Origin of the sequence: Streptomyces sp. 2P-4, from assembly GCF_030167965.1 — a bacterium.
Classification (GTDB): Bacteria; Actinomycetota; Actinomycetes; order Streptomycetales; family Streptomycetaceae; genus Streptomyces; species Streptomyces globosus_A.
Genome location: NZ_CP095011.1, coordinates 4741035 through 4761920, shown reverse-complemented (window position 1 = coordinate 4761920; position 20886 = coordinate 4741035). Strand labels below are relative to the sequence as shown.

General features: G+C 69.0%; 22 protein-coding genes and 2 tRNA genes. 3 read left to right on the top strand and 21 right to left on the bottom strand.

Annotated features, from left to right (window positions below; translation table 11 throughout):
• Positions 1–70 precede the first annotated feature (70 nt).
• Positions 71–2719 (bottom strand): valine--tRNA ligase, encoded by a 2649-nt coding sequence (locus tag MUK52_RS21025; protein ID WP_284579073.1) that lies wholly within the window; start codon positions 2717–2719, stop codon positions 71–73.
• Between the two features lie 90 nt (positions 2720–2809).
• On the opposite strand from MUK52_RS21025, the gene MUK52_RS21020 reads away from it, so the two are divergent.
• Positions 2810–3805 (top strand): hypothetical protein, encoded by a 996-nt coding sequence (locus MUK52_RS21020; protein ID WP_342777138.1) that lies wholly within the window; start codon positions 2810–2812, stop codon positions 3803–3805.
• Between the two features lie 76 nt (positions 3806–3881).
• Here the strand turns inward: MUK52_RS21020 and clpX are convergent, their stop codons facing one another.
• From clpX to MUK52_RS20995, 5 genes are all read right to left on the bottom strand, one after another.
• Positions 3882–5168, bottom strand: a complete 1287-nt coding sequence (gene clpX / locus MUK52_RS21015) for an ATP-dependent Clp protease ATP-binding subunit ClpX (RefSeq protein ID WP_030297265.1) — start codon at positions 5166–5168, stop codon at positions 3882–3884.
• A 154-nt stretch (positions 5169–5322) separates the two neighbouring features.
• Positions 5323–5976, bottom strand: a complete 654-nt coding sequence (locus tag MUK52_RS21010) for an ATP-dependent Clp protease proteolytic subunit (protein WP_174250457.1) — start codon at positions 5974–5976, stop codon at positions 5323–5325.
• 108 nt (positions 5977–6084) lie between these two features.
• Complete coding sequence (locus MUK52_RS21005) at positions 6085–6702, bottom strand: ATP-dependent Clp protease proteolytic subunit (protein ID WP_114057551.1); 618 nt, start codon at positions 6700–6702, stop codon at positions 6085–6087.
• A gap of 295 nt (positions 6703–6997) precedes the next feature.
• Entirely contained in the window at positions 6998–8377 is a 1380-nt protein-coding gene (gene tig / locus MUK52_RS21000) for a trigger factor (RefSeq protein ID WP_114057552.1), read from the bottom strand.
• Between the two features lie 172 nt (positions 8378–8549).
• Positions 8550–8626 (bottom strand) — tRNA-Pro (locus MUK52_RS20995).
• 178 nt (positions 8627–8804) lie between these two features.
• Between MUK52_RS20995 and MUK52_RS20990 the strand changes: the two genes are divergently transcribed.
• Positions 8805–8878, top strand: a tRNA-Gly gene (locus MUK52_RS20990).
• Between the two features lie 67 nt (positions 8879–8945).
• On the opposite strand, the gene MUK52_RS20985 is transcribed toward MUK52_RS20990, so the two are convergent.
• From MUK52_RS20985 to MUK52_RS20935, 11 genes are all read right to left on the bottom strand, one after another.
• Positions 8946–10100, bottom strand: a complete 1155-nt coding sequence (locus MUK52_RS20985) for a tyrosine-type recombinase/integrase (RefSeq protein ID WP_284579058.1) — start codon at positions 10098–10100, stop codon at positions 8946–8948.
• The gene (locus MUK52_RS20980; RefSeq protein WP_284579055.1) at positions 10100–10306 is read right to left on the bottom strand and encodes an excisionase family DNA-binding protein; all 207 of its coding nucleotides are present in this window, start codon (positions 10304–10306) and stop codon (positions 10100–10102) included. The genes MUK52_RS20985 and MUK52_RS20980 overlap by 1 nt, the downstream gene beginning before the upstream one ends.
• Positions 10299–11669, bottom strand: a complete 1371-nt coding sequence (repSA, locus tag MUK52_RS20975) for a replication initiator protein RepSA (RefSeq protein ID WP_284579053.1) — start codon at positions 11667–11669, stop codon at positions 10299–10301. Before repSA ends, MUK52_RS20980 begins: the two co-directional genes overlap by 8 nt.
• On the bottom strand, positions 11666–12043 hold the full coding sequence (locus MUK52_RS20970) for a hypothetical protein (protein ID WP_284579051.1): 378 nt from the start codon (positions 12041–12043) through the stop codon (positions 11666–11668). Before MUK52_RS20970 ends, repSA begins: the two co-directional genes overlap by 4 nt.
• Before the next feature lie 93 nt (positions 12044–12136).
• A complete protein-coding gene (locus MUK52_RS20965; protein ID WP_284579049.1) occupies positions 12137–12460 on the bottom strand; it encodes a SpdD protein in 324 nt (107 codons plus the stop codon).
• Positions 12461–12477: 17 nt separating this feature from the next.
• The gene (locus tag MUK52_RS20960; RefSeq protein ID WP_284579047.1) at positions 12478–12636 is read right to left on the bottom strand and encodes a hypothetical protein; all 159 of its coding nucleotides are present in this window, start codon (positions 12634–12636) and stop codon (positions 12478–12480) included.
• An 18-nt stretch (positions 12637–12654) separates the two neighbouring features.
• A complete protein-coding gene (locus MUK52_RS20955) occupies positions 12655–12843 on the bottom strand; it encodes a mobile element transfer protein (protein ID WP_284579045.1) in 189 nt (62 codons plus the stop codon).
• Positions 12844–12856: 13 nt separating this feature from the next.
• The gene (locus MUK52_RS20950) at positions 12857–13546 is read right to left on the bottom strand and encodes a DUF2637 domain-containing protein (protein ID WP_284579043.1); all 690 of its coding nucleotides are present in this window, start codon (positions 13544–13546) and stop codon (positions 12857–12859) included.
• 76 nt (positions 13547–13622) lie between these two features.
• Positions 13623–14969, bottom strand: a complete 1347-nt coding sequence (locus tag MUK52_RS20945) for an FtsK/SpoIIIE domain-containing protein (protein ID WP_284579041.1) — start codon at positions 14967–14969, stop codon at positions 13623–13625.
• A gap of 4 nt (positions 14970–14973) precedes the next feature.
• Positions 14974–15327: an SCO3933 family regulatory protein gene (locus MUK52_RS20940; protein ID WP_284579039.1), complete on the bottom strand. Its 354-nt coding sequence runs from the start codon at positions 15325–15327 to the stop codon at positions 14974–14976.
• A gap of 139 nt (positions 15328–15466) precedes the next feature.
• Entirely contained in the window at positions 15467–16246 is a 780-nt protein-coding gene (locus tag MUK52_RS20935; RefSeq protein WP_284579037.1) for a GntR family transcriptional regulator, read from the bottom strand.
• Between the two features lie 18 nt (positions 16247–16264).
• On the opposite strand from MUK52_RS20935, the gene MUK52_RS20930 reads away from it, so the two are divergent.
• Positions 16265–16732, top strand: a complete 468-nt coding sequence (locus MUK52_RS20930; protein WP_284579035.1) for an NUDIX hydrolase — start codon at positions 16265–16267, stop codon at positions 16730–16732.
• A 2354-nt stretch (positions 16733–19086) separates the two neighbouring features.
• Here the strand turns inward: MUK52_RS20930 and MUK52_RS20925 are convergent.
• The 4 genes from MUK52_RS20925 to MUK52_RS20910 form a co-directional block, all read right to left on the bottom strand.
• The gene (locus MUK52_RS20925; protein ID WP_284579034.1) at positions 19087–19407 is read right to left on the bottom strand and encodes a hypothetical protein; all 321 of its coding nucleotides are present in this window, start codon (positions 19405–19407) and stop codon (positions 19087–19089) included.
• Complete coding sequence (locus MUK52_RS20920) at positions 19404–20135, bottom strand: GntR family transcriptional regulator (protein WP_284581745.1); 732 nt, start codon at positions 20133–20135, stop codon at positions 19404–19406. Before MUK52_RS20920 ends, MUK52_RS20925 begins: the two co-directional genes overlap by 4 nt.
• Positions 20132–20356, bottom strand: a complete 225-nt coding sequence (locus tag MUK52_RS20915; RefSeq protein WP_284579032.1) for a hypothetical protein — start codon at positions 20354–20356, stop codon at positions 20132–20134. The genes MUK52_RS20920 and MUK52_RS20915 overlap by 4 nt, the downstream gene beginning before the upstream one ends.
• Before the next feature lie 251 nt (positions 20357–20607).
• Entirely contained in the window at positions 20608–20886 is a 279-nt protein-coding gene (locus MUK52_RS20910) for a hypothetical protein (protein ID WP_284579029.1), read from the bottom strand.

The following is a 20886-nucleotide window of genomic DNA, read 5'->3' as shown; positions in this document are numbered from 1 at the left end:
CTCCCCCGTACGGCGCAGGCCCCCGCGCCGCGGGTGCGGTGCGGGGGCCTGCGGGCGGCCGTACGGTCCGTCAGGCGGCGGGCAGCGCGGCCAGCTGGGCCTGGATGCGGGCGATGTCCGCTTCGGCCTTGGCCAGACGGCCCTTGATCTTGTCCACGACGTTGTCGGGGGCCTTCGCCAGGAAGGCCTCGTTCCCGAGCTTCGCCTCGGCCTGGGCCTTCTCCTTCTCCGCGGCCGCGAGGTCCTTGGAGAGGCGCTTGCGCTCGGCCGCCACGTCGATGGTGCCCGACAGGTCGAGCGCGACGGTCGCGCCGCCGACCGGCAGGGTCGCGGTGGCGCTGAAGCCCTCGCCCTCCGGCTGGAGGCGCAGCAGCTGGCGGATGGCCGTCTCGTGCGCGGCGAGCGGGGTGCCGGCCAGGTCGAGGCGGGCCGGGACCTTCTGGCCCGGCTGCAGGCCCTGGTCGGCGCGGAACCGGCGGACCTCGGTGACGACCTGCTGGAGGTTCTCGATCTCGGCCTCGGCGGCCTCGTCGCGGAAGCCGCCCGGTGCGTCAGCGCCGGGAACGGACACGGTGGTCGGCCACTCGGCGACCACGATGGACTCGCGGCCGGTCAGCGTGGTCCACAGCGTCTCGGTGACGAACGGGACGACCGGGTGCAGCAGCCGCATCAGGACGTCCAGGACCTCGCCGAGGACCCGGCCCGAGGCCTTGGCGCCCTCGCCGCCCGCGAAGAACGTCGTCTTCGACAGCTCGACGTACCAGTCGAAGACCTCGTCCCACGCGAAGTGGTACAGCGCCTCGCTGAGCTTGGCGAACTGGAAGTCCTCGTAGTACGCGTCGACCTGCGCGACCGTCTTGTTCAGACGGGAGAGGATCCAGCGGTCGGTGGCGGACAGCTGCTCCGCCGGCGGCAGCTCGCCCTCGACGGTGGCGCCGTTCATCAGCGCGAAGCGGGTCGCGTTCCAGATCTTGTTGGCGAAGTTCCGGGACGCCTGGACCCAGTCCTCGCCGATCGGGACGTCGGTGCCGGGGTTGGCGCCCTTGGCCAGGGTGAAGCGGACGGCGTCGGAGCCGTACTTGTCCATCCAGTCCAGCGGGTCGACGACGTTGCCGAAGGACTTCGACATCTTCTTGCCGCGCTCGTCGCGGACCAGGCCGGTCAGGGCGATGGTCTTGAACGGGACCTCGCCGTCCATCGCGTACAGGCCGAACATCATCATCCGGGCGACCCAGAAGAAGATGATGTCGTGGCCGGTGAGCAGGACATCGGTGGAGTAGAACTTCGCCAGGTCCGGGGTCTTCTCCGGCCAGCCGAGCGTGGAGAACGGCCACAGGCCGGAGGAGAACCACGTGTCGAGGACGTCGGTGTCCTGGGTCCAGCCCTCGCCGGTCGGCGGCTGCTCGTCGGGGCCGACGCAGACGATCTCGCCGTCCGGGCCGTACCAGATCGGGATCCGGTGGCCCCACCACAGCTGGCGCGAGATGCACCAGTCGTTCATGTTGTCGACCCAGTCGAAGTAGCGCTTCGACATGTCCTCGGGGTGGATCTTGACGCGGCCGTCGCGGACGGCGTCCCCGGCGGCCTTGGCCAGCGGCTTGACGTTGACCCACCACTGCATCGACAGGCGCGGCTCGACGGTCGTCTTGCAGCGCGAGCAGTGGCCGACGGAGTGCATGTACGGGCGCTTCTCGGCGACGATCCGGCCCTGCTCGCGCAGGGCGCCGACGACGGCGGAGCGGGCCTCGTAGCGGTCCAGGCCGAGGAAGGGGCCGTGGACGGTGATGACGCCGTGCTCGTCCATGATCGTCATGGCGGGCAGGTCGTGGCGCTGGCCGATCGCGAAGTCGTTCGGGTCGTGCGCCGGGGTCACCTTGACGGCGCCGGTGCCGAACTCGGGGTCGACGTGCGTGTCGGCGACGACCGGGATGCTGCGGTCGGTCAGCGGCAGCTTGATCCGCTTGCCGACGAGGTGCCGGTAGCGCTCGTCGTCCGGGTGGACGGCGACGGCGGTGTCGCCGAGCATCGTCTCGGCGCGGGTCGTCGCGACGACCAGGGAGTCCTCGCCCTCGCCGTACCGGATGGAGACGAGCTCGCCGGCGTCCTCCTGGTACTCCACCTCGATGTCCGAGATGGCGGTCAGGCAGCGCGGGCACCAGTTGATGATGCGCTCGGCGCGGTAGATCAGCTCGTCGTCGTAGAGCTTCTTGAAGATCGTCTGGACGGCCTTGGACAGGCCCTCGTCCATGGTGAACCGCTCACGCGACCAGTCGACGCCGTCGCCGAGGCGGCGCATCTGGCCGAGGATCTTGCCGCCGTACTCCTCCTTCCACTGCCAGACGCGCTCGACGAACTCCTCGCGGCCCAGGTCGTGGCGGGACTTGCCCTCCTCGGCGAGCTGCTGCTCGACCTTGTTCTGGGTGGCGATGCCGGCGTGGTCCATGCCGGGCAGCCACAGGGCCTCGTGGCCCTGCATGCGCTTGCGGCGGGTCAGGGCGTCCATCAGCGTGTGCTGGAAGGCGTGGCCCAGGTGGAGCGAGCCGGTGACGTTCGGCGGCGGGATGACGATGGTGTACGCGGGCTTCCCGCTCGCCGCGTCGGCGGTGAAGTAGCCACGCTCTACCCAGCGCTCGTAGAGCTTCCCCTCTACCTCGGCCGGCGCGTACTGGGTCGGCAGTTCGGAGTTGGGGCTGCTGGGTGTCTGCGTGTTCTCGGTCACGGGCACAGTTTAGAGGCGTAACGGTCCGGTACTGAAACCGGTAATCAGGGGGCCCGGCGGCCTGCGCCCGGCCCGCGTGGGCCAGGATGTGTGGAGCGCATAAACATCCTGAAGGGGGACGAGGGCATGAGCTACAACCAGCCGGGGCCGTACGGAGGCCCGCCGCAGCAGCAGCCGGGACCGTACGGGGCACCGCCCCCGCCCCCGCCGGGGCAGCCCGGCCCGTACGGCCAGCCGCCGGCCGCGCAGCCGGGCTACGGCTACCCGCAGCAGCCCCCGCAGCCCGCCCCGGGCTACCCCCCGCAGCCGCCGACGGCGCCGATGGGCTTCCCCCAGCAGCAGCCCCCGCCGTACGGCTACCAGCAGCCGGGCATGCCCCCGCAGCCCCCGTACGGCGCCCAGCCCCCGAAGAAGTCGAAGGCCGGCGTGGTCATCGCGGTGGTCGTGGCGGTGGCGGTCGTCGCGGCGGGCGGCTGGTACCTCGTCGGCGGCGGCTCGGGCGGCACGATCGACGAGGCGACGAAGGGCTACAAGCTGGTCGCGCCGGAGACGGTCGGCGAGTTCAAGAAGAACCCGAAGTCCGCACCGAAGTCCTTCAGCGACAAGGACCGCCGCGAGGCCGAGGCCGTCGGCGTGAAGAACCCCCAGCAGGTGGCGCAGAAGTACCAGGCGGGCGACCCGGGCAACCCGCTGGCGGCCAAGGGCCTCAACTTCGAGGGCGTCTACGGCGACATCGCCGAGCCCGAGAAGGCCGTCGACGCCTACTTCGCCCTGGCCAAGGCCAGCACCAGCGAGGGCTCCAAGACGAATGTCGAGCTCATCGACACCCCGAAGGCGATGACTCCGAAGGGCTTCAAGGGCGCGGTGATGAAGTGCCAGGAAGCCAAGTACACCGTGAACGACCCGTCGTTCAAGGGCCCCAAGGAGTTCACGCTCCCCATCTGCATCTGGGGTGACCACAGCACCCTGACCATGGTCGGCGCGAGCGACGCAGGCGCCCTCCTGACGGGCAAGAAGGGCTACACCCTGGAACAGGTCGCGGACTTCGCGGCCCAGCTCTACAACACGGCCCGCGTGAAGATCTGATCCGCCGGCCGGCAGACACGAGGAGGGGCGCCCCGGATGTCCGGGGCGCCCTCCTCGTTCGTCAGGGTGGCGGCGGTTACGCCGACTTCTCCTGCGGGCCCTGGTCCTTCGGGACGATCCGCGGGACCAGCGTCGGGTTGACGTTGGAGCGGACGACGTCCGCGGTGATGACCACGCGGGCCACGTCCTTGCGGGACGGCACCTCGTACATCACCGACATCAGCACCTCCTCCATGATGGCGCGGAGCCCGCGCGCACCGGTCTGGCGGAGGATCGCCTGGTCCGCGATGGCCTCCAGGGCCTCGCGCTCGAAGTCCAGCTCGACACCGTCGAGTTCGAACAGCCGCTGGTACTGCTTCACCAGCGCGTTCCGCGGCTCGACGAGGATCTGGAGCAGCGCCTCGCGGTCCAGGTTGTGGACCGAGGTGATGACCGGCAGACGGCCGATGAACTCGGGGATCATCCCGAACTTCACCAGGTCCTCCGGCATGACCTCCTGGAACTGGTCGCTCGCCTCGATCTCCCGCTTCGAGCGGATCGTCGCGCCGAAGCCGATGCCCTTGGCGCCCGCCCGGGACTCGATGATCTTCTCCAGGCCGGCGAAGGCGCCGCCCACGATGAACAGCACGTTCGTCGTGTCGATCTGGATGAACTCCTGGTGCGGGTGCTTGCGCCCGCCCTGCGGCGGCACCGAGGCGGTGGTGCCCTCCAGGATCTTCAGCAGGGCCTGCTGCACGCCCTCGCCGCTGACATCGCGCGTGATCGAAGGGTTCTCGCTCTTGCGGGCGACCTTGTCGATCTCGTCGATGTAGATGATGCCGGTCTCGGCCTTCTTGACGTCGTAGTCGGCGGCCTGGATCAGCTTCAGCAAAATGTTCTCGACGTCCTCGCCGACGTAGCCCGCCTCGGTCAGCGCGGTGGCGTCCGCGATGGCGAACGGCACGTTCAGCATCCGGGCGAGGGTCTGCGCCAGCAGCGTCTTGCCCGAGCCGGTGGGGCCCAGCAGCAGGATGTTGGACTTGGCCAGCTCGATGGCGTCGTCACGGCCCTGCGCGCCGCCGTTCTCGCCGGCCTGGACGCGCTTGTAGTGGTTGTAGACCGCCACGGAGAGCGCCTTCTTCGCCGGCTCCTGGCCGACGACGTAGCTCTCCAGGAACTCGTAGATCTCGCGCGGCTTGGGGAGTTCCTCCCACCGCACCTCGGAGGTCTCGGCGAGCTCCTCCTCGATGATCTCGTTGCAGAGGTCGATGCACTCGTCGCAGATGTAGACACCGGGTCCTGCGATGAGCTTCTTCACCTGCTTCTGGCTCTTTCCGCAGAACGAGCACTTGAGCAGGTCGCCGCCGTCACCGATGCGTGCCACGAGGTGCTTCCCCTTCGCCTGGGAGACGCCTGGTTCAGCGGCTCCTGGTGCCTCATATCCGACGGTACCCTGCCGGGGGCCCCATTCGGGGCCCCCTTGGCGCGGTTCACATCGCCCAATCGTGCGACGTGTCCGCGCCAAGCGGCGGCAGGGGTCAGACCGAGTTCATCTTCCGGGTGGAGATGATCTGGTCGATCAGGCCGTACGCCAGCGCGTCCTCGGCCGTGAGGATCTTGTCGCGCTCGATGTCCTCGCGGATCTTCTCGATCGGCGTGCTCGAGTGCTTGGCCAGCATGGTCTCCAGCTGGTCGCGCATGCGCAGGATCTCGTTGGCCGCGATCTCCAGGTCGGAGAGCTGCTCGCGGCCGGTGCCGCCGGACGGCTGGTGGATCAGCACGCGGGCGTTGGGCAGGGCCATGCGCTTGCCGGGGGTGCCCGCGGCGAGCAGGACCGCGGCGGCGGACGCCGCCTGGCCCATGCAGACCGTCTGGATGTCCGGCTTCACGAACTGCATCGTGTCGTAAATCGCCGTCAGCGCCGTGAAGGAGCCGCCGGGGCTGTTGATGTAGATCGAGATGTCGCGGTCCGGGTCCATCGACTCCAGGCACAGCAGCTGCGCCATGACGTCGTTGGCCGAGGCGTCGTCGATCTGGACGCCGAGGAAGATCACGCGCTCCTCGAAGAGCTTCGCGTACGGGTCGTACTCGCGCACGCCCTGCGAGGTGCGCTCGACGAAGCGCGGGACGACGTAGCGGTTGTCCACCTGCGGGCCGGTGTAGAGGCCGCCGGCGGGAGAGAGGTTGTTCATGTGCATCGGGTGTTCACCATCCTGGTGGCGTTCTGCGGGCTGGGGCTTGCCTGGTGCGGGGCGGGCGCGCGGCCCGGCGGGGGCCGCTCGCGCGCCGCGGGGCCGGGATCAGGCCCCGGTGCCGCCGCCGCCCGGGACCAGCGACGCTGCGGAGATGATCTCGTCGATGAGGCCGTACTGCTTGGCCTCCTCCGCCGTGAACCAGCGGTCGCGGTCGCCGTCGCGGATGATGGTCTCCACGGTCTGCCCGGAGTGGTGCGCGGTGATCTCCGCCATGCGCTGCTTGGTGCGCAGCAGGTACTGGGCCTGGATCTTGATGTCCGAGGCGGTGCCGCCGATGCCGGCGGAGCCCTGGTGCATCAGGATGTCGGTGTTCGGGAGCGCGAAGCGCTTGCCCGGGGCGCCGCCGGTGAGCAGGAACTGGCCCATGGAGGCCGCCATGCCCATGCCGATGGTGACGACGTCGTTCGGGATGTACTGCATGGTGTCGTAGACCGCCATGCCGGCCGTCACCGAGCCGCCGGGGCTGTTGATGTAGAGGTAGATGTCCTTCTCCGGCTCGGCGGCCAGGAGCAGGAGCTGCGCCGTGATCTTGTTCGCGATGTCGTCGTCGACCTGCTGGCCGAGGAAGATGATGCGCTCGCCGAGCAGCCGGTTGTAGACATGGTCGCCGAGGCCGCCACCGATGGACGGCTCACCCGCGGCGTAAGGCTTCAGATTCGTCACGTATCCACCTGCTCGTCTCCGACGGCCGCTTGCCGTCTCAGCGTCTTGTTCTGGGGGCGCGGGCCCGCCTGCGCGGCGCGGTCCGCCGTCGTCCGGGTACTCCCGTGCCCTCGTATTCATGGACCCTAACGCGCAGGTCGGACAACGCCATCCCGCTTCCCGAACTGTTCGCTCGGAGCGCAAGGTTCCCCAGGGCCGGGGCCGGTGTGCGGAAGGGCCCGCACGCGGCTGCGTGCGGGCCCTTCCCCGGCTGCTGCTGCCCTGCCGGCAACCCCTGCGGGCCGCCGGCGCGGGGTCACTTGGCCTCGTCGCCCTCGACGGCCGCCTCGACGGTCTCGGCGGCGGCCTCGGCCGCCTCCTCGTCCTCGTCGGACAGGTCGATGACCTCGCCGTTGGTGTCGACGACCTTGGCGGCCTCGACGACGACCGCGAGGGCCTTGCCGCGGGCGACCTCGCCGACGAGCATCGGGACCTGGCCGCCCTCGACGACCGCCTGGGCGAACTGGTCGGGGGACATGCCGGAGGAGGCGGCGCGGCGCATGAGGTGCTCGGTGAGCTCCTCCTGGTTGACGCCCAGCTTCTCCTTGTTGACCAGGGCGTCCAGGACGAACTGGGTCTTGATGCCCTTGACCGCCTGCTCCTTGGTCTCGGCGTCGAACTCCTCGACCGTCTTGCCCTGGAACTCCAGGTACTTCTCGAGGGTCAGGCCCATCTGGCCGAGCTGGTGGTGCTCCAGGTTGTGCTTGCGGGTGTTGATCTCGTCCTCGAGCAGCTTCTCGGGGATCGGCACCTCGACGAGCTCCAGCAGCTTCTCCAGGACGCGCTCCTGGGCCTGCGTGGCCTGGTCGTACTGCTTCATGTTCTCGAGGCGCTTGCGGCTGTCGGCCTTCAGCTCCTCCAGGGTGTCGAACTCGCTCGCCATCTGCGCGAACTCGTCGTCCAGCTCCGGCAGCTCGCGGGCGGAGACCTTGGACACCTTGACGGTGACCTCGGCGTCCTTGCCCTCGGCGGAGCCGCCCTTCAGCTGCGAGGTGAAGGTGGCCTCGCCGCCGGCCTCCAGGCCCTTGACGGCCTCGTCGATGCCGTCGAGGAGCTCGCCCGAGCCGATGGTGTAGGAGACGTCCTTGGCGACGCCGTCGGGCAGCACCTCGCCCTCGACCTTGGCCTCCAGGTCGATGGTGACGACGTCGCCCTCGGCGGCGGCGCGCTCGACGTCCTTGGTGGACGCGAAGCGGCCGCGCAGCTGCTCGACGGACTTCTCGATGTCCTCGTCGGTGACCTCGACGGCGTCGACCTCGACCTCGATGCCGGAGAAGTCCGGGATCTCGATCTCGGGGCGCACGTCCACCTCGGCGGTGAAGGCCAGCAGCTCGCCGTCCTTCAGCTCGGTGATGTCGACCTCGGGCTGGCCCAGCGGGTTCAGCTCGGCCTCGTTGACGGCCTCGGTGTAGAACTTCGGCAGCGCGTCGTTGACGGCCTCCTCCAGCACCGCGCCGCGACCGAAGCGCTGGTCGATCACGCGGGCGGGGATCTTGCCCTTGCGGAAGCCCTTCACCGTGACCTGCTGGTTGATCTTCTTGTACGCCGCGTCGAGGCTGGCCTTGAGCTCCTCGAAGGGCACCTCGACAGTGAGCCGAACCCGAGTCGGGTTCAGGGTCTCCACGGCGCTCTTCACGGTTCGGTCTCCTTGTGGCTGACTGCTGGGGTCTCTGCTGTCGCTGCGAATCAGCGTTCCAGCGGATCGGGCCCGGTACATCAGACACACGGGCACGCAGCTTGCATAGTAACCGCAAGCGGCAATCAGCCCACAACGCGATCACTGCGAGGACGGTGCCGGATGGTGGTGCTGGTCGGGGTGGCCGGATTCGAACCGACGACCTTCCGCTCCCAAAGCGGACGCGCTACCAAGCTGCGCCACACCCCGTCGGTGCGACACGTAGGGTACATGGCCGGAGACCCTCCGACACGCCGCGTTTCGCGGAAGATTCCGGCCACGCCGCCCCGGCCCGTGCGCGGGCACGCGAATGCGGTGTGCACTTGCCCGGCCCGACCCGCTAGGATGCTGTCCGTGCCGCGGTCCCCGGACCTGCGGCGATCGTGTTGCGGGTGTAGCTCAATGGTAGAGCACTAGTCTTCCAAACTAGCTACGCGGGTTCGATTCCCGTCACCCGCTCCAGACGACTCAGGGCCAGGTCAGAGGACATCTCCTCCGCCTGGCCCTGACTCGTTCTCAGGGTGTGCGTTCAACCCGCCGTGTCCCCCGCGTGCCTCTCGGGCTCCTGATCTTGCTCCGTGCCCCCGCGGCTCTTCTCAACAAGTCCGCTCAGCGCGTCGGCGATCAGCCGGTCCCGCTCGGCACTCGCGTGCTGGTAGATCAGCGCAGCGCGGGCGGTGCTGTGGCCCATGCGCGCCATCAGCTCTCGTGTGCTCGCCCCGGTGGATGCGGCGAGGGTGTTCCCCGTGTGCCGAAGATCATGGAAATGCAGCCCGGTGACGCCTGCCTCACTACAGGCCTTGTGCCACAGCCGGTTGAAGTGGTTCCGCCGGGGCGTGGCCCCCTTGGCTCCGACGAAGACCCGTCCGTCGGCCCCGGGCTCGGCGTACCGCTTCAAATGATCTCGGACGTCCGGAACGATCACGCCGGGGATGGAGACCGTCCGCTTGCCCGCTGCACTCTTGGGCGCCTTGATCTCCCGCTGCCCGTTGCCCAGCTCGGCGACAGACCGCCGGACGCGCACCGTCCCGTGGTCCAGGTCGACATCCCGGCGGTGCAGTCCGATCAGCTCACCCCATCTGAGGCCGAGGAACCCGGCCAGGAGCACCAGGGCCCGGAAGCGGGGGTCAACCGCATCGGCCAGGGCGTAGACCTCCTTCACGGTGGCGGTCGGCCGCTCAGGCGTGCGCACGACGCTCGCACCCTTGATCTGGCAGGGATTGCGCCTGATCAGCTGGTCTGACAGTGCCGTGCCCAGGATTGCGCGCAGGAGGGCATAGGCCTTGGCCACGGTCGTCGGGCCGGTGCCGGCGGCGAGCTTGTCGGCACGCCAGCGCCGTACGAGGGGCGCCGAGATGTCCGCGACGTTGACGGCACTGAACGTCGGCTCCAAATGGTGCTTGAGCAACGAGCCGTACAACTGGCGGGTCGTGCTGGTCAGCTCACGTTCCTTGACCCAGGCGACGGCGTACGGCCCGAAGGGGACCTTCCCGGCGTCCGGGTCCAGCCATTCCCCCTGCCGCATCTCCGTCTGCTTGACGGCCAACCAGTCGTCAGCCTCGCGTTTGGTCCGAAACGTCTCCGGCGCAGGCCGGAGCTGCCCGTCGGGCCCGACGTAGCGCGCCTGGTATCGGCCGGAGGGCAGCTTCCGTACCCGTCCGAACTGGCGACGCTTGCCGGCCATCAGGCGGCCACCGCCATACGGTCGCGCCGACGCGGTGCCACGGTGTTGGCGGCGATGTACTCGCGGACGGCGCTCTCAGGGATCCGTACGTGACGGCCGACCTTCACGTAGGTGATGCGCCGCTCCTCGATGAGGCGCCGGGGAAACCGCGCGGTGGTGCCGAGGATCTCGGCGACCTGGACGACGGACAAGTAGCGCTCACTCATACAGCTCCCCCCTCAGGGCTTCGCCGGCGGTTACGCGGTTGAGCTGGATGTCTCGGGCGATGGACGCCGCCAGGACGGCTTCGCCGGGGCTGTGGCCGTGGCCGGCGTACTGCCAGGACGCGAGGACGAGGACGGTGTCCGGCTCCAGGTCGTCCAGGCCGCGGGCTGCGGCTTCCTGGGCGGCGCGGTAGTCGGCGCGGGTCTGGCGGAGGGCGCCGAGGGTGGTGGAGTAGTGGCGGGACTTGGTGGAGAAGTGGCCGCGGAAGCCGAGCATGTGGGCCCAGGCGGCGAGGCGGCGGCCCGGGTAGAGCGGGTCGAGGTCGAGGCAGGCACCGATCAGGCGGGCGGTGTGGTCGGGGACGACGAGGAGGACCAGGGCTTCGCGGTTGCCGATGCGGCGGTCGAGGGTGCCGGTGTCCTCGGCGGCCTTGGTGGCGTACTTGGCAACGTACGAGGCCACGGCCTGCTCGGTGATGTCGGAGCCGTCCCCGAAGGCCTTGATCGGGCGGATGTCGAGTTGGGTGCCCCAGCGGAGGGTGCGCGCCGGCTGGTCGTCGGCGGCCGGGACGGCGATGGACGTATACGTGTGCGCGACAGCGGCCCGGATGGCTTCGGTGAGGAGCCGGGTGGTGGCCCAGTGCGGGGGCGGGGTGAGCGGGCCGGTGGGTCCGTCGAGGCGGATCACGGCGTGGAAGTGGATGGCGCCGCGCTTCTGGAACTCTGCGACCTTGCCGAAGGAGACGCGGCATGACTCCTTCAGTTCGCGTTGGGTGAGGCCGGCGCGGGCGGCGATCTCGCGGCGGAGGCGGGTGGTGAAGCGGGACCAGAGCTGTCCGGCGTGGTTGTTGAAGAGGACGGCGCCCGCGTAGTCGTACGTGGCCGGGTCGAGGGCGGTGCCGAGGAGCAGGTCGTCGGCGGGGTGGAGGGTGCCGCAGCGGCAGCGGCCGGAGTCGGGCCGGTTGTGAACCGGGCCGAAGGACGGGGCGGTGAGGGTGGCGAAGACGCGGGGGTGCTCGCGGACGGTGGCGGGGATGTCTCGGCGGTCGTCTCCGGCGAGCCCGGCCCGGATCAGGTGGTAGGTGTCCCCGGCGTACGTCCAGGCGCAGGACGGGCAGCGGGAGGCGCGGCGGTTGCCGCAGGCGATCCGGAGGCGGGCACCGGGCTCGTTCTCGGTCGAGTAGCGGTGGTACGTCTCCCCGCTGGTCTTGTCCTTGGTGAGCGTCCAGCCGGTGATGTGGATCGGGTCGGCGCAGCCGCCGGTGCGGTGGACCTGCTCCTCCCAGCGACGGAAACCGGGAGCCCCGGCGACCCTCAGCAGATCACCGAGGAGGCCAGGGTCCAGGTCCGCGAGGTTCGCGGTCATGCACCCACCGCCGCAGGAGCGGGCACGAAGAGCGTGTAGACCTTCAGCGTGATCCGACCCACGGGTGCCGTGAAGAGGAGCTGGTTCTCGCCCCTCAGGTCCTTGAGCTGCACGTCCAAGGCGTCGGTGTGGGTGGCCTGCCGCCAGGCCTCCAGGTCGGCCGGGCTGTCGAGGAGGACGTGTGCCTCGCTCGGCGTGATCTGGCTGGTGGTGATGTACGCGCCGGGCAGGTCCGGGTGCGACTGGGCCAACTGGACGAGAGCCGCGAACACGGCGGTCTGCGCGGTCAGCGGGTTGTTCATGTCGGCGTCGATCAGCATGGCGCTCACCGTCCGGCCGGGTGACGGGGCCGAGGTGTCGCTGTGCTGGGCCATGATGGTGGTCCTTTCGGTTTCGGTCGGGAGGGGCCGTTCCGTCCGGGGGCGGCGATGCTTGGTGGCTTGTGACGCCCCCGGAGGCCGGTCCAGTCAGTGGTTCGTGAACTCCTGGCGCAGTGCGCGGATGAGGAACAGGACCACGACGGCGCTGATGGACAGGGCGACGGCCGTGACGGCGACGGCCAGGAGCAGCGAGACGGCGACGGAGGCCAAGGCCAGGACCCCGGCGACACCGCCGGCGGCGAGGGCGACCGCGGCGCCGGGCGTCTTGGGGGCCAGGGCCGCGAGGCCGGCCGGAGCCGCCACCGGAACGGGGGCGTTCTCCTGCTGGCCGGTCGCGGGCACCGGAAACGGGGCCGGGTGGACGGTCACGGGGGTGTAGGTGTCGGGTGCGGGGTACTTGGGCTTGAGCATTGGTTCTCCTTCCGGGATTACTTGTCGATCACGGTGTTGAGGGCGGGGGCGAGGAAGCTGTGCGCGAGGAGGAAGCCGCCGAGGAGGATCACGGCGACCAGCCACCAGGGCGGGCGGACGAGCTTCACGCCCAGGGCGCCGATGACGATGAGGGCGAGCCAGAGCGGGACGTCCACAACGGGTCTCCTTCGAGGTCAGCGCGCGGCGCAGCGGTGGGACTGGGCAGCGAGTTCGGCGGCGGCCCGGCTGGTGTAGTCGGCCGACCAGCCGCAGTGGGGGGCGGTGCAGGCGGCGGAGTGCAGTTCGCGGCCGTGGCGGCCGGTGTAGGTGCCGACCTCCACCGGGCCGATCCGGCGGGTGTCGCGGAAGCGGTAGCGGGGCATGGCGGGGCTCCTCTCAGACGAGTTGTGCGGCGATGGCGTCGGCCATGGGGGCCGGGACTCCGAGGCGGGCGCGCAGGGTGTCGGCGTCGATCGGGTGGCCGGTGCGGGCGCGATGCTCGTCGGCGACCTTGCGGCCGTAGGCGAGGAGCGCGTCCGGTACGGCGACGGCCGGGGCCGGTGGCGGGGACGGAGGCAGGGCCGGAGCGGGCTCGGGCGCGGGAAGCCCCGTGACGCCCGGCTTCGGTGCGGGCTCCTGGATCTGCTCGGCGTCGACATCCGCGTCGGCTTGGTCGTGGTCCTGCTCGGCGGACGAGGCCGCGGCGGTTTCGTCCGCCGGGCTGTGGACGAGGAGGGTGCCGCCGAGGAAGGCCAGCGCGGGCCATCCGGCGACGAGGATCCGCAGCCAATCCGGGACGGCGTTGAGGTCGAGAAGGCCGGCGGTGGCGACGTTCGCGCCGAGCGAGGCGGCGAGGGCAACGGTGAACCAGGTCCAGGCGGACCGGGTCGGCTCCCCGGCGTCGCGCAGGAGCCGCAGGCGGCGCCAGGCGGCGACGAGGAGCAGGTCCACGCTGATGGGGTAGGCCCAGGCTTTCCAGCCGTCCTGCCCCGCGGCTTCGGCGAGGTCGTGCAGGTGGGCGAAGGACAGGGCCCCGGCGATGACGGCCTGGACGAGGACTGCGTCCGGACGGACCTTGAGATGCATGGTGTTTCACCTCCTCCAGGCATGGGAGGGGCAGGGACATGGCGCTTGACGGTCGCGCCGACCGAGAACGGGGAGGTCAGGCAGGCTGCTTGCCCTGCGAGGGCAGGGCGGTCCGCCGCGGCCGGAAGGGCGCCAGAGCCGGGATGTCCGGGGCGAGGTGTTCGAACTGGGCGCAGACGGCGGCGGTCTCGTCGAGGGAGACGAATGCGGACCGGATGCGGGCCCACCCGCCGGAGAGGAGGCCGACGACGGCGGTTCCGGGGCGGTCGATGGCGATGTTGGTGGCCGCGCTCACGGCACGGAGGCTGATGTCGCCGAGTGCCATCTTCGCGGAGGCTTCGTCGTTGACGCGGTGTGCCACACGGCCGGTGAGTTGGGCGCGGAGGGCGGTGGCGCCGGTGCCGAGGTCGGAGCCGAAGCGCTGCCCGCAGATCTCCAGGTAGATGGCGGCGGCCCGGCCGAGCTGTCCGAGGCGGACCAGCTGGGTGACCATGTGGTCCCGGCGCTTCTCGTCGGACTTGTTGGCGATCAGGAACAGCTCGGCCACTTCGTCCACGATCAGCACGATGGGTGCGGGTCGGAGGTCCTCGGGCAGACCCCAGACGTCGGATGTAATCTCGTCCACCGCGACGCCGGTGCCGAGGCCCTGCGAAGCCCGTATCAGCTCGTAGCGCTGGATCATCTCCTCGACGAGCACGTCCAGGAGCCCAGACGCCTCGTCGGGCGTATAGGCCAGCCCCGACAACCGGCGCGCGAACGGAGCCAGCTCCACACCCCACTTGCAGTCGATGCCGACCAGCGCAACGGGCTGCCTGGCCAACTCCTTGACCAGGGCCCGCAGGTAGACCGACTTCCCTGACTCGGTGGCGCCTACGACCAGCTCGTGAGGGCTGGCCCGGAAGTTCCGCATGTGCACGATGCCGTCGTCCCGCAGCGCAACCGGCACCTTCAGCAGCCCGGCCGCCGGAACGTCGCGCGGCATGACGACCTTACGCAGGACGTCGTAGCCGATGAGCCGGATCTCCAGGAACCCAGGCTTCAGCGACCTGACGTGGACTCCCTGCAGGCCCCAGGAGTGCCGCAGCCGCTCGGTGGCCGCATCGAAGTCCTGCACGTCCTGGCCCGGCAGCATCTTGATCCGCAGGACCAGTCCGAACCGCGTGATCCTGATCCGGCGCGGCTTCGGGAGTGCCCGGTCGGGCATGCGGTGCAGGGCCGCCGCGAGGATCACCCGGGACCGTGACGGCTGCTCTGTCAGCCCGCAGGCCTCCATGACCGAGCGGTACGTCCACAGCAGTCGCACGACGGTGGCCAGCCAGCCGAATCCGACCCAGTACCAGCCGGGCCGCTTCCACTTCAGCCAGCCGAGTGCGGCTGCGACCAGCGATAAGCCGACCAGCGCGGCAGTCTGTCCGCCGGTCATCGCGTCAGGCCTGAACCGGGGCCGACGCGGGAGCCAGGGAGGTGATGGCCGCGGCGCGGAAGCTGATCCCGTGCCGCCTCTGGCCGTTGAACTCGCTCTCCCAGGGCCGGGCGATGAGACCGGTGATCGCGACCGGCGTCCCCATCGCGAACTCTCCCGTGAGTCCCGGCTGCGGGACGGCGACGGACAGGACCTCGGCGACTCCGGCCATCAGGAACACCACGTCGACGGTGGCCAGCTGGGCGCCGGTCTCCAGGTCGACGGCGATCTCGCCGGTCTTGCGGTCCTTGATCTTCGGCTGGGGCGGCTGGGCGATCATCACCATCGCCGCGGAGGTGTCGACGGGAATCTGGCGCATGACAGATGACTCCTCTACAGAGGTCGGATTCCGTCACTCCTGTATAGGAGTGACATGAAGAAGAGTGCAGCACTCCTATACATGAGTCAACCCGCCGCGGAAGAAAACTCGCGGCGGGCTGTGGGGAGTTGAGCGCCCGTCAGTCGGCGGCAGGGATCCGGTACTCAAAGACGAACTGGTCCGCGGCCATGAGGGTGTCGCACACCTCCACCACCCGACCGGTCTCGGTGACGGCGTTGCGTAGCAGGTGAACGACCGGGGCGCCGGGACTCAGAGCCAGCTCGGACGCTTCGGCCTTGGCGGCCGGCCGGGCCTGCAAGGTCTCGACGAACTCGGCGAACACGTGCCCGTGATCCTCCAGGCGGGCATAGATGCCGCCACCACCCGGGTTCTCGGCGAACAGCTCCGGGATGTCCTTAACGACGTCCCACGGCAGGTACGACGTCGCCGTCTCCACCGGCGTCCCGTTCCGGAAGTACAGCCGCCGCCGCGCGAGGATCTGCGTACCGGGCTCGACACCGAGCCGCTGGGCGATCTCCTCCGGGGCCTCCATCGGCCCGATGAAGATGACGCTGACCTTGGCCGTAGCCCCCGACTGCTCGGACTCGGCGAGGTAAGCAGCCTTGCCCCCGCGGCGCAGCGACCGCCGGAAGCGGTCGGACGACCGGTGCCGCACAGGCGGCCGGGCCTTCACGTACGAGCCCTTGCCGTGCCGGGTGTCCACGAGCCCACTGGCGCGGATCTCGGTCATGGCCTTGCGGATGGTCCCGCCGGACACGCCGTAGCGCTCCACCATCTCGGCTTCACTCGGCACCTGGTCACCGGGCTGCAAGACGCCGGCGCGAATCTGCTGAACGATGTCCTCGGCGATCTGCAAGTACCGAGGCACGGTCTTGCCACCTCCTACAGCTGTTCCCATGGTCCTTTTCTTCCTCCTATGCTCCTGTACATGAGTAACAGCGCCCCGACGAGCCGGTCAACGCCCCGCCACTCCGTGTCCGTAGCCGGAGTGGTGGTCCGCGACGACGGCCGGCTCCTGGCGATCCAGCGGGCAGACAACGGAACGTGGGAGCTCCCGGGCGGAGTGCTGGAACTCGAAGAGACCCCGGAGGAGGGCGTACGGCGCGAGGTCTTGGAGGAAACCGGGCTCCGAGTCGACGTCGCCGAGCTGACAGGCGTCTACAAGAACGTCACCATGGGCGTCGTCGCGCTGGTCTTCCGCTGCAAGCCGGTCGGCGGCGCCGAGTGCACTTCGGACGAGACCACGGCAGTCCAATGGCTCACGCCCGAAGAGGTGTCCGAACGGATGTCCGAGGTCTACGCCATCCGGCTCCTGGACGCGCTGGACGGGCACGGGCCCCACGTGCGGAGCCATGACGGGCGCCAGCTCTTCGCGGTGCGGTGAAAGTTTCCCTACTCCATCAAGGCACCCGCCGCGCACGGCGCGGCGAGCGCGCCCGTCGCCCGGGCCTGCGCTCCTATCTCCGCCCCGCTCCACCCCGGCCGCCGGCCGCGCGCCAGACAGCGCGGGTCTGATGGGGGAACTGCCCACGGAGCCTGAACCCGCTCAACTCCACAAGCGCACGCAGTCCGACCCCGAGCTCACGCCGAGCAAGCCCAAACCACCACGCGGCCGCCATCCCGTCCGAGCCATCCGGCCAGGCTTGCCCGAACGCACGAGGGACTGCACCCGCACAGGGGACCGCAGGCGAGCCCCAGCAACGGTCAGAACCATGCCTCCGGCGGGGGCGCTCAGGCTCCGGGATGACGGGGGCCGGCACTGCGGGTGCGGGCCGGTGGATGGTGAAGGTGGGGAGCTGTCATCCCGCCTGCCGTCGACCCAGGCAAGCCATAGCAGACCAGGCTTCTGGGGCCCAGGTCGTTCGTCCAGCAGGGCGCTCCACCTGGGCCCCAGAAGCCTGCCCCGCTATCACTCCGTGTGGGTCGACGGCAGACGGGATGACAGCGGGGTGGGCTCTGCGCTCAGGTGGTCTGGCGCCCGCTTATCCCGCCGTGGGGCTTGGGAGGTCACGGCAGCCGCAGCCCGCCGCCGTGTTCTCAGCACCGAGAACGGGGCTGGCCGACCTCGCCTCTCTCGGCACCAGAAACTACAGATGGAAACACTCGGCGCAATCGGATTCCGCCAGAATGCGGCCGAAACGAACCCTCGCGATTCAGTCAAGCGTTCCGGAATTATCCGTTTCATTTAATTTTAACGGAGGGGGTTCATGTCCGACTTGTCCATTTAGTTCACTCCTCGGGGGGCGTGAGGCTCAAGTAAACCTCAAAAAGAAAATTTCCACTTGCCTGCCCCTTGCGGAGGTGGAACTGTCATATCTGCGCAGAGAGCGAAAGCACCCTTCGCATGCAGGTGGGTGCTGGCGTCAATCCTGCGTTCATTGCTGACCAGAAGACGCCTATGGCGTTCAGCGGGAGAGGGTAGTGGCGAAATTGTTGAAGGGTAATTTGATTCGGCGGGCGGCTGTCGCTCCGGCGCTTGGGGTACTGATGGGCGGTCTTCTCTCGCTCGGCGTCGGGACTGCCGCATCGGCTTCCGAAGCAGGAGCTACGGGAAGGCCCGACGGCTGCAACTTCACGGTTTCTAGCAACTGGCACACGGAAGCCCGTTGCAGCAGCCACAATGGCGGCTCCTATCGAGCAGTCGCCGTGTGCACGGACAGTGAGTCCGGGAGGGTGCAGGACTTCTACGGCCCCTGGAGGCAGACCGGATTCTCCTTCGCGTACTGCAACGGATCCTACCGAACCACTTCCGCGGGCATCGAGACGTCCGTCAGAAACTACGCGGGCTGAAAGCAGCAGAATCCTCTTAGGAAGGGCAGCGCAAATGAAGAAGCTCTACGCAGCATTGCTTGCTGGAACGGCGATGGCTTTCATCGGACTCCAGGGTGTGGCCACTGCAGCCCCCACGGGATGGCCGACCGGGTGTTACAACCACAAGAGTCCACTCGGTGGCGGCTGGCTCGCCGCATGCACTAACAGTAATGGCGGGCACTACAAGGCGACCGTCCTTTGTGAGCGTTGGGACGGTGCGGGTCTCGTCGATATAGAATCGGTAGCCTGGAAGAACGGTGGCGAACCTTCCTTTGCCGCCTGCCCCCCGCGCACTACCGTTAAGAGCGGCGGGATTGTCACACGGTCCTATTAGAAGGCCCCACCGCGGCCCCGGGTTCCCGAAATCTACCACGGAGGCCGCAGGTGAGTACGGCTAGCGAATGCGGCGCCGCCTCGGATACTCGGAGGTGGCGCCGTATTTGTAACGTCAGAGCGGGTCGGCGGCGCCACCAGCGAAGTTCAGTACCGATTTCGATGGATCCAGGCCGGGGTGGGTCGAAAGCGCTGCCAGAACAGCGGGCCTCGCAGCCCTTAGCCCTCTGAGCAGAAGCGAATCGCCGCTCCTCGGGCGTGTGATTGCTAGGCCCAGTCATCATTCCGCTCAAGTTCTATTGCTGCAGTCGGCCAGCGTGCGGGATATCGCCCACAGATCGTGGCCGTGATGCTGGGCCGAGCGGCTAGCCGCTGGGCCCAGCATCAGGAAATGTGCGATGCGCAATATGGACGCGGGCACCCAGGAGCAGCCACGCAGCAGTTGTGCGACCTGAGCCCGGCTGGTGAAGGCCAGGTACTGGGCGAACTTACAAAGCAGGTGTCGCGGACATGAATCCTGCCAGGACAAACCAAGAGGTCACCTACCGAATCTGGTACGTGACCTCTCGTTCCGTGGTCTCGTGAAGGCTCCTGCTAGCTCATCGCTGAGTCCTTCGTGAGCCGGATGCGCGGGCGCGGTAGGCGGTGGCCGCGGCTGGTTGCTACGCGGACCGCGTCACGGAGAGCTTCGGTCAGGTCCGTCGCGAGGAGATGGAGTTCCTCCGCGTCCGAGTTCACGTCGGCGAGCACTTCGAGGGCGTGGGCCAAGAGCTCGGTTCCCAATCCGAGCTGGATCTCTTCGGTGTTGTCGGCCAGGCGGGACAGGTAGCCGTTGGTGTCGTCGGCGCTCAGGTAGCAGGGCTTGTCGTCGGGGCCCGACCAGGGGAGGAGACGCAGTTCGTTGCTCAGTGTCATTCCTTCGAACTCCTCTCCTCGGGCATGAGGCGAGTGGTGAAGAGTGCGTCCGCTCCGTCACCGGGGAGGACCAGGAGGGCTGCCTCGACCACGCGGCCAGTGGCGTCGGTTGCCACACGGGTGAGCGAGAGGACCGCCAGGGAGGTGCTGATTCGGAGGGCGGTTACCTCCTCCTGAGTCGGGAGGCGGGCGCTGAGCCGCTCCTGGACTTCGGCCAGCGGTGGGCGGAGCTCTGCCAAACGTATTGCCATCTCGTCGGGCACGGATGAGTCGGCCGGCGCCAGGTCGCGGGGGACGTAGATGCGGGCCAGGCTGTGTGGCGACTTCCCTTCATAGGTGATGCAGAAGACTTCGGTCAGGGGGCTGCGCGGTGGCACGTTCAGCAAGCCCGCCAGGTGGTCGTGCGCCTCAAGGTTCGTGGCACGGACGGTCACGTGGAGGGGAGTAGAACGGGTGCTCCAGGTGGGCGCCTCGCCTCCACCACCGGTGTACGTGATCCTGTGGAGGGGGCGGCGGACGAAGTTGCCGCTGCCGTGAAGCTTCTCGATCAGGCCTTCACCCTGGAGGAGCGCCAGGGCGCTTCGCAGGGTTGGGGTGCTGACCGCATAGCGGCTGGCGAGCTGCGCCTCGGAAGGGAGGCGTTCGCCAACCTTGAAGTGGCCCGTTGAGATCTGGTGCCGGAGATCGTCGGCGATGGTGTCACGACGGGAAGGCACGGGGAGGATCACCACTTCCTCATCATCCGGAGGGCGATGAAACGGCTTTGGGCGTGCATCGTCAGTGCCTCGCCCGTCTCGAAGAACAGCCGCTTCGCGCCTGCAGGGAGCTGCACGAGGTCGGCCACGCGGCACGGCTGGCCGCCGATCTGGATGACGTCGCCACGCTGCACGGTGACGGAAGTGATCTCGATGTTGGCGGCGAGGGCTCCGCTGGTGGTCGGTCTCCTCACGGGTTCACCTGCTGCGATTCCGGCGCGTCGTCCGTGGTGTGGCAGGAGCAGTCGCAGGCTTCGTAGATCACCGGGACACCTGCCGGCGCCCTGGAGGGGGACGGCGGGGTGCACTCTCGGTGTGCGCCGATCGCGCACGAGCTCGACCGGTAGGTGGTCCTCGCGTGAGTGGCGTAGGAGAGTGCGGGGAGTGGCAGCCCACTGGTGCGGGCGGTCGTGGGGGTCATACGGTTGTGCACGCTGATCAGCTCCTATCGCTGATGGCCAGGTCCCCGGACGTCGCCCGTCGCGGGGACCGCTTCGTTTACTGCGGCCCAGAGGATGCGGCCGGCCAAGCTGCTGGCGAGGAGCCCGAATCGGTCGGCCTCCGCCACGACTTCCAAGACCTCCCGCCACGATTCGGCGGGCATCGCTTCCGGAACCTCCGCTTCGATCGACGTGTAGGTGGCGTGCGACTCCACACGCGTGGTCAGCCCGAGGGCCGACAACCGGGCGGCGAGGTCCTCGGCCCTTGCTTCCGAAGCGGGCAC